This window comes from Streptococcus sp. 27098_8_91 (assembly GCF_041432385.1).
Taxonomy (GTDB): domain Bacteria; phylum Bacillota; class Bacilli; order Lactobacillales; family Streptococcaceae; genus Streptococcus.
Genome location: NZ_JAPVZN010000023.1, coordinates 1 through 751, shown reverse-complemented (window position 1 = coordinate 751; position 751 = coordinate 1). Strand labels below are relative to the sequence as shown.

1 protein-coding gene is annotated in these 751 nt (G+C 53.7%); it reads right to left on the bottom strand.

Annotated elements, in window-relative coordinates:
* A partial coding sequence (locus O3611_RS09730) for a hypothetical protein (RefSeq protein ID WP_371608520.1) occupies window positions 1–751 on the bottom strand: 751 nt, incomplete at both ends.

Sequence of the window (751 nt, the reverse complement as noted above, 5' to 3'; positions counted from 1 at the left end):
AAGTCGATGCACTTGTTGATGCTGAGGTCGATGCACTTGTGCTTGCTGACTCAGATGCTGAGGTCGATGCACTTGTGCTTGCTGACTCAGATGCTGATGTCGATGCACTTGTGCTTGCTGATTCAGACGCTGAGGTCGATGCACTTGTGCTTGCTGACTCAGATGCTGAGGTCGATGCACTTGTTGACGCTGATTCAGATGCTGATGTGCTTGCGGATTGACTTGCGCTTGTCGATGCTGACTGGCTAGCTGATGTGCTGGCTGATTGACTGGCGCTTGTTGAAGCTGACTGGCTAGCTGACGTGCTTGCTGATTGGCTTGCACTGGTTGACGCTGACTGGCTAGCTGACGTGCTGGCTGATTGGCTCGCACTTGTCGATGCTGACTCAGACGCTGATGTGCTTGCTGATTGGCTCGCACTTGTCGATGCTGATTGGCTAGCTGACGTGCTGGCTGATTGACTGGCGCTTGTTGAAGCTGACTGGCTAGCTGACGTGCTTGCTGATTGACTTGCGCTTGTTGAAGCACTTTGGCTTGCAGACGTGCTGGCTGATTGGCTCGCACTGGTTGACGCTGACTGGCTAGCCGACGTGCTTGCTGATTGACTGGCGCTTGTTGAAGCACTTTGGCTTGCCGACGTGCTTGCGGATTGACTGGCGCTTGTTGATGCTGATTCAGATGCCGATGTACTTGCTGATTGGCTTGCACTGGTTGACGCTGACTGGCTAGCCGATGTACTTGCGGATTGACT